Below are 6,718 nucleotides of genomic sequence, written 5' to 3' on the forward strand. Positions count from 1 at the left end.
CGAACGGGTCGACCATTAGGAGATGTAAATTTTGTAAAGAGATGCGAGAAAAAAATAAATAGAGTATTACAATATCAAAAAAGAGGACCTAAGATTAAAAATAATAGATAATTTAGTATGGTGTCCCTGAAATATGTTTATTATTTCAAGCCGTAAAGCAACTAAACATGAAGCAGAACAATATAAGAAGGGGTGTCAAAATGAAAAAGGAATATGATTTTTCTAAAGGGGAAAGGGGTAAATTTTACAAACCGAATTTGAAATTAAATTTACCTATATACCTTAAACCTGAAATTATGACTTTTGTTGCAAGTATAGCTAAAAAGAAAAATTCTGATTTATCTACAGTTGTAAATAATCTTATAAAAACAGATAAGCAGTTGGCAAAAGTTATAAATTAATAAAAGCGGGACACCCTTTTAAACTCATTAATACGTAAAGAGTTGCAACGCAATTGTTTGGAAATGAAGAGTTGGAATTGTAAGGATATTGTTAGTATTTGTTTTATAATCGAGGAAATGCAATTGGGCAACAAGCAGTTGCCCAATTCACCCAAGTATTTCAGGGACACCATACTAAATTATTTGACGAATTAATTTATTTGCGAAATTGGGGACGGTTCTATTTTTTATCAAAAAGGTGGTGTAGTAGGGGGGCTAAATACATCTTAATCCGACATAAATCCGACATTAACAGGACACTCCTAAATGTAAAAGGAGACAGCGCCCTTTGTTTTGAGAAAACTTCACTGTAAATTTACCTAAAAATTCTATAATTATGGTGTAATTTGCTGTAATTAATCTAACATGAATGTTTGCCCCTGATTTACTCACAGGTTACTTAGACTAATAGATTTGAATTGACATATAGGGGAAATGTGATATCGTTAATCTTATAATAAAATTAACGATAATCCTTTATGAGGGTATTATGAACACAATAAAAAGAAAGCGTCTTGGAGAGAAAGAAATCGAGGTAATTTCGCGCCTTTCATACGAAAAGAAGCGTATTGTAACTAAGGAAGAGTTAGATGCATTCTTCAAGTTTGATAACATCGAGCGAAATAAAATTGTTTATCGATTGAAAAAGAAAGGTATTTTCTCCACTATTAAGCGCGGAATATATGTTTTTTCGCCCCTTGAATATGGCGAAGGAGGTGCCGGTATAAACGAAATGCTTATTCCACCTCAATTTTTCCCGCGAAACAATTATTATATAGGCTACTCAACAATGTATAATTATTATAATTTGACAGATCAACTTTTTCAAGTAATGTACATCATAAATACCTCATTGCAACGTAGAAACAAAAAAATATGCGGTGTTATATTCAATTTCTTGAGAGTTCCAAAAAGCCGGATGTATGGTCTTGATAAGATTAGTGTTGAGGGTCAAGAAGTAATAATCAGTTCGTTAGAACGCACACTGGTTGATTTGGTCTATTTTAATAAACCGGTTGGTGGCATTAAAAGCGCTCTTGAAATTCTCAAGCGTGAACTCATGAAGGATCGTTGTGATAGTAGGAAGTTTATTCGTTTTGTGGCAAAATTTCCTAACATTAAAACACGTAAGAAAATTGGCATGTTGATGGAAGAAATGGGGTATTCTGATAAAGAGCTTATCCCGATTATCAAAAGCATAGAAGATACGGCAATAAGTTCATTCACCGGTTCTTTCAAAGGTAAACTTAATACGAAATGGAAAGTTATCATAAATGATACACAAAGATAAGGCGCAATTTATAGATGTTATCAATATGACTGCCAATCGAACCGGCTTTCGTGCGTCACTTATAGAGAAGGATTATTACTTAACCTTGATTTTATCGAAAATCAATGAGCTTTCGCAGGACCTTATATTTAAAGGTGGCACATGTCTTAATAAAATTTATTACTCTTATTATCGTTTGAGCGAAGATTTGGATTTTAGCATGCGTTTACCGGAATACACAACGACTAGAACTAATCGACGCAAATCAATACAACCGATTAAGGATAAGATCGAAGGATTTGTCAAAAGACTTGGTTTTCACATTAAAGGAGTAGAAAAAACAGGACGCAATGAGTCGAAGCAGTATGTTTATTACTTTACATATAAATCTGTGCTTCAGCCAACTGATCAGATAATTAAATTTGAAATAGGACTTAGGTTTAATCCAATTTGCGCTGTAGTGAAAATGAAAGTGCAACATAAGTTTTTGCATCCATTTACGGGTGAGCCACTTTTTGATGGTGGTGAGGTAAATTGTTTGTCATTGAAAGAGATTGTGAGTGAAAAGCTTCGAGCTGCTGCCTTGAGAAAAAACATTGCCCCACGCGATTTTTATGATCTTGACTTTATTCTGCGTAATAATTTCATTTTAGCGGATAAAGAGGTTATTGAGCTTTTTAAGAAAAAGATTAAGGAAGATAGTGGAGACTTAGATTTAGCAAAATATCGCATTAATCTCGGTCGATCTAACAATGAGATTACCGACATGCGATACAGAATAGAAAAGGAGCTGTTTGACGTTTTAACAGCTGATGAGCGGGAAATTTTTGATCTCGATAAAGCCCTTAAGCGGATCAATAAGGAGATGAATAAAATAGGGACACTCTAGGTAATACCAATCCATGCAATGCGTTATAATTTTGCAAAAATAGGGACAGCTACCTATTTTCTGATATGTTATTTTGAAATCGTTCTACTAGAAAGCCCAAAAATAGGTAGCTGTCCCTATTTTCTCTCAAGAACTTTGGGAAATCTTCTGTCAGAAGGAATCCTATTATAGCTGATTTATTCCATAGAATGGGTAAAGTTGAACGTATGGGATCAGGCATTGAAAGAATGCGAGTTCTTATGCGAGAGGCAGGGTTAAAAGAACCGTTATTTGAAATAGAGAACTTTTTTCAAGTTATTTTTTATCGGGATCCACGCTATTCACTAAAAACAGTTGGTTCCCAGAAAATTTCCCAGAAAACTTCCCAGAAAACTTCCCAGAAAATTCTAGAATTGATGAAGAATAATCCAATAATCACTATAGCAGAACTGGCCCCAGTAATTGGTGTTAGTGAAAGGACTGTCAAATATCAGATAGCAAACTTGAAAAAATCAGGATTGTTAAAACGTGTTGGTCCTGATAAAGGTGGATATTGGAAAATTGTTTAGTAATTATATATGATGCTTGAATAGTTCAAATTGATAATAATACGTATGAGATTTATTCACTGCTAAACTTTCGGAACAATTTGCTAAAGGCAATGAACTAAAAAAACTATCGGTAAAAACTTAAAGTAGTTTGACTATGAGTTTTGAAATGACAATGAATAAAGAATACAAATCATGGATTTTGGATATAAAACAAAGAGTGCGCTCTGCCCAGATTAAAGCTGTGCTTAAGGTGAATACCGAACTTATTAATCTGTATTGGGCGCTGGGATGTGAAATCGTAGCCAAGCAGGCTAATTTTAAATGGGGAGAAGGGTTCCTTTTTCGGTTAAGTAAGGATTTAATGGCGGAATTTCCTGAAATAAAGGGGTTTTTAGAGCGTAATTTGAAATATACCAGACAATGGTATTTGTTTTATAATCAAGGAAATGCAATTGGGCAACAAGCTGTTGCCCAAATCATCCAAATTCCGTGGGGCACAATATAGAGAATTATCACAGGTTACCGACAGAATCGCATTACGCGATTTGACTGAACTTTGCGAGAAAGAGATTTTTCAAAGAAAAGGTGCTGTAGGTAGGGGTGCTGAATATACTTTAATCCGACATAAATCCGCCATTAGGAATCTAAAGAACATGGTTACATAGGAGAATGAAGAGACTTTAAGTTATATAGATTTAATGATAAACTGTTGTTGTTTAAAAGCTTTGGAAGAACTTAATGAATCTGATTTGGTTGAGTTTAGAGAGATGGTTGTTGAAGAGATACTTAATAATTTCGCAGGCTAAAGACCTGCGGCTACCCTGTTTTATAAAGTACTGATAACGCATTGAATAAATAGAAATGGTTTATGTATGTCAATATATTCAAAAATATTATTAGGTATAAGTGCTGTTTTAGTGGGGATATTGTATTATTTTGATTTTAAATATATATCCACAATTGGATTTAGCTTTGCTCAAGATTCGTTGGGTCCATTTATTTAAAACTGATATTAATAGCTGGAAGATGCTAAAAGATCTCGGCCTAACTGAAGTAGAAATAACAGGCTTGCCAGAGAGTGATATATCACGAAGAGTGTATCAGGATCAGGCAGGAAATGTTGTTGAAATAACAATGGTTGTGAGCGATCTAAAAAGTTCACTTCATCCACCGACAGATTGTTTGCCTGCTCAAGGGTGGATAATTGATAAGATGAAAGTTGAGAATATTGACATTGGGGGAGAAGTTGTTCTGGTAAACATTATAGTTACTCATATTCCTACTAAAGACAAGGGTATACAGAGTGAGCTGATATGGTACTGGTATCCGATTTATAAGAATAATATGAACAAACATTATAAAGCAGTTTTGTATAATTCAGCGTACCGGGTTATGTATGGTAAGAAATATAAATGGGCAATGGTGAGGTTATCGACACATATAGACAAGAGTGTAGATGATAGTATGAATACAATGACAGAATTCTTTAAAGATATGTATCCTATAATCGAACATATGAAAGATACGGAACAATAATGCTCGGTGTAGCGGTTTACGGTTGGGTGCAGTGAGTTGATAATAGAGTCTATTACTTGTATGTTAAAGGGTGCTTTTCTGGACTGGTTAAATTTCTGTAGATAAGTCAATATCTAACTCTGGCCAGTATAGGTCTGCCGTTTTTCATGTTTTCTCTTCTATAGCTGCAATTTTCATTAAATGTTTCAATAGACCTATTTTGAGGGATGTATTTTTATGTATAGGAACAGAGATTCTCGCAGGATTACCAACTTTCATATAAACGCGATGGCTGCCCTTTGTTCTTTTCAATTTCCAGCCTTTCTTTTCAAGCAATTTGGCGAATTTTTTTCCTGAAATGCTTTTCATACAGCAATCTCTATAATTTCATCCTTATCAGTAATTTTGACATCTTTTATGTCGATGGACAAACAGACCTCAACAGCCTCATAGATGTTACTGAGAAGTTCCTCGAATGTTTCCCCTTGAGTGGCACAGCCTGAAATTGCAGGTATTTCAGCCCAATATCCACCTTCTTCCGCTTGATGAATTATAACTTTGAGTTTCATGATTTATCACCTACCCCTTTTTTAATGTGAAATTACGTAAAATTTTATTCTTTATCCAACAATTAACATACGAACTCGCGAATTTGCTTTTTCAAGGTCTTCTGCCTCTTGTGTTTTTCACAATTTACACGTTTTATTTGTACCATATCTGTTGCCTATCGTCAATATAAAATCATTGATTAAAAGGGCACAGATGTGCAATTGATAGATACTGAGGAGTAAAGTATGTTTTTTGTTTTATCAAAAATATTATGGTATGTAGTGAATCCTTTCAATGTGATTGTGTTTTTGCTTGTTATCGGGCTTTTGTGGTCAATAAAGAGCCGGAGAGCGGGGATTAGGGATAGGAATACTGCTTATTTTTATAACCGGGCACAGAGGTTGTGCGAAGCCAAGTTGAAAATTATGAAAAACGATTTGGGAAGAAACCACCATCGTTTACCGGAGATAGTGCGTATGGATCTCGAGACAACAGAAAGTTAAAAGAAGCGAACTTGGCATATTGGTTAATAAAATTTCCTGGGGAGCGGATAGAAGCTGTTGAAATGTCCATATTATACGTAATGCTTATTTTATGCTATTATAAATAAAAATATCGCCGCACATGTGTTTTATGATAAAACCCGGCATAGTATAATAATAAAAAAATGGGTGGAGGGAACAAAATGAAATACCAATTAACAGCAGTTATAGCGCGGGAGGATAATGGATATGTTTCTTTATGTCCAGAATTAGATATCGCAAGTCAAGGTGATACAATAGAAAAAGCCCGAAAAAACTTAATTGAAGCGATTCAGTTATTTTTAAAAACAGCTTCGGAGCAAGAGATACAAGGAAGATTTCATGAAGAAGTTTATATAACTCATTTAGAGGTGGCTGTTGGGTAAATTACGCATTCTTTCGGGACGAGATGTCTGTCAAATTCTTGCCAATCATAATTTCATTGAGGTAAGGCAGCATGGAAGTCATATTGCAATGCAAAAACGAACATCTCATTTAAATAGGGACGTTGCCATTTATTTTGATTGTGTAGGGATGGATGGGGCAATAAGGACAACCTTTGCTGGAAAAGAAAGGAAATAAAATGGGGGAGAATCCTAATGAATAAATACAAATATGAAGTTTTGATTTATTGGAGTAAGGATGATAACGCTTATATTGCTGAGGTTCCTGAATTATCTGGTTGTATGGCTGATGGTTCAAGTTATGAAAGTGCGTTAAAGAATGTTGAAGTTATAATAAAGGAATGGATTGAAACAGCAAAAAATGCAGGCAAACCAATTCCTGATCCAAAAGGCAAGTTAATGTATGCATAAATATGTATTTCAGGGACACCATACTAAATTATTTGACGAATTAATTCATTTAAAATATAATGCTTAACATGGTTAGAATAGCACGAATTATAATACCTGATATTCCTCATCATATTATCCAGAGGGGTAATAGACGGCAACAAACTTTCTTTAATAAAGATGACTATCTCTTATATAAAAAGATAATGA

At 34.3% G+C, this 6,718-nt stretch carries 12 protein-coding genes; 10 read left to right on the forward strand and 2 right to left on the reverse strand.

All coding sequences use genetic code 11. From position 1 onward, the window contains the following. Positions 1–200 precede the first annotated feature (200 nt). From P9M13_04035 to P9M13_04060, 6 genes are all read left to right on the forward strand, one after another. Positions 201–401, forward strand: a complete 201-nt coding sequence (locus tag P9M13_04035) for a hypothetical protein (GenBank protein MDP8262456.1) — start codon at positions 201–203, stop codon at positions 399–401. A 529-nt stretch (positions 402–930) separates the two neighbouring features. Continuing rightward, complete coding sequence (locus P9M13_04040; GenBank protein ID MDP8262457.1) at positions 931–1,731, forward strand: type IV toxin-antitoxin system AbiEi family antitoxin; 801 nt, start codon at positions 931–933, stop codon at positions 1,729–1,731. Next, positions 1,715–2,599 carry a nucleotidyl transferase AbiEii/AbiGii toxin family protein gene (locus P9M13_04045; GenBank protein ID MDP8262458.1) on the forward strand — a complete coding sequence of 295 codons (885 nt, stop codon included), beginning with the start codon at positions 1,715–1,717 and terminating at the stop codon, positions 2,597–2,599. Before P9M13_04040 ends, P9M13_04045 begins: the two co-directional genes overlap by 17 nt. Positions 2,600–2,709: 110 nt before the next feature. Continuing rightward, positions 2,710–3,147 carry an ATP-binding protein gene (locus P9M13_04050; GenBank protein MDP8262459.1) on the forward strand — a complete coding sequence of 146 codons (438 nt, stop codon included), beginning with the start codon at positions 2,710–2,712 and terminating at the stop codon, positions 3,145–3,147. 136 nt (positions 3,148–3,283) lie between these two features. After that, complete coding sequence (locus tag P9M13_04055; protein ID MDP8262460.1) at positions 3,284–3,634, forward strand: DUF1016 N-terminal domain-containing protein; 351 nt, start codon at positions 3,284–3,286, stop codon at positions 3,632–3,634. Positions 3,635–4,101: 467 nt separating this feature from the next. Continuing rightward, on the forward strand, positions 4,102–4,665 hold the full coding sequence (locus P9M13_04060; GenBank protein MDP8262461.1) for an EpsI family protein: 564 nt from the start codon (positions 4,102–4,104) through the stop codon (positions 4,663–4,665). Positions 4,666–4,809: 144 nt separating this feature from the next. Here the strand turns inward: P9M13_04060 and P9M13_04065 are convergent, their stop codons facing one another. Then, positions 4,810–5,013, reverse strand: coding sequence for a type II toxin-antitoxin system HicA family toxin (locus P9M13_04065; protein MDP8262462.1), 204 nt, complete (start codon positions 5,011–5,013; stop codon positions 4,810–4,812). Next, entirely contained in the window at positions 5,010–5,213 is a 204-nt protein-coding gene (locus tag P9M13_04070; GenBank protein MDP8262463.1) for a type II toxin-antitoxin system HicB family antitoxin, read from the reverse strand. Before P9M13_04070 ends, P9M13_04065 begins: the two co-directional genes overlap by 4 nt. Before the next feature lie 225 nt (positions 5,214–5,438). Between P9M13_04070 and P9M13_04075 the strand changes: the two genes are divergently transcribed. The 4 genes from P9M13_04075 to P9M13_04090 all read left to right on the forward strand — a co-directional run bounded on the left by P9M13_04075 (position 5,439) and on the right by P9M13_04090 (position 6,529). Next, a complete protein-coding gene (locus P9M13_04075; GenBank protein MDP8262464.1) occupies positions 5,439–5,696 on the forward strand; it encodes a hypothetical protein in 258 nt (85 codons plus the stop codon). 182 nt (positions 5,697–5,878) lie between these two features. Then, positions 5,879–6,100, forward strand: coding sequence for a type II toxin-antitoxin system HicB family antitoxin (locus P9M13_04080; protein MDP8262465.1), 222 nt, complete (start codon positions 5,879–5,881; stop codon positions 6,098–6,100). Then, positions 6,093–6,296: a type II toxin-antitoxin system HicA family toxin gene (locus P9M13_04085; GenBank protein MDP8262466.1), complete on the forward strand. Its 204-nt coding sequence runs from the start codon at positions 6,093–6,095 to the stop codon at positions 6,294–6,296. Before P9M13_04080 ends, P9M13_04085 begins: the two co-directional genes overlap by 8 nt. A gap of 17 nt (positions 6,297–6,313) precedes the next feature. Then, positions 6,314–6,529, forward strand: a complete 216-nt coding sequence (locus tag P9M13_04090; GenBank protein MDP8262467.1) for a type II toxin-antitoxin system HicB family antitoxin — start codon at positions 6,314–6,316, stop codon at positions 6,527–6,529. Positions 6,530–6,718: the final 189 nt, after the last annotated feature.

Source organism: Candidatus Ancaeobacter aquaticus (assembly GCA_030765405.1).
GTDB classification, from domain to species: domain Bacteria; phylum Auribacterota; class Ancaeobacteria; order Ancaeobacterales; family Ancaeobacteraceae; genus Ancaeobacter; species Ancaeobacter aquaticus.